Consider the following 231-nt stretch of genomic DNA (forward strand, 5'->3'; position numbering starts at 1 on the left):
ACCACTTAGTTCTGTTTTGTCCGTATTCTTGTAAGTGTTCGTAATCGTTGTTCCTTCTACTTTTGTTTCATAGTCTTTCACTTTTACTTCACTTACTGTGTACTTGAACTCATTTCCTTGTTCATCGTACTTTGGTAGGTCTTTGAAGCTGAAATTCCAGTTGCCTTCTTTATCAGCTTTCACTTCTTCTGTTTTGAACTCTTTACCATTTTGAAGCAATTGAACTGTGAT

Annotated in this window: 1 protein-coding gene; it reads right to left on the reverse strand. The window is 35.5% G+C overall.

The genetic code is table 11. From position 1 onward, the window contains the following. Positions 1–231, reverse strand: a 231-nt coding sequence (locus Q3V31_RS31115; protein WP_329767708.1) for a Cna B-type domain-containing protein, incomplete at both ends; no start/stop codon positions are given.

It is taken from the genome of Bacillus nitratireducens (assembly GCF_036320425.1).
GTDB classification, from domain to species: Bacteria; Bacillota; Bacilli; order Bacillales; family Bacillaceae_G; genus Bacillus_A; species Bacillus_A nitratireducens.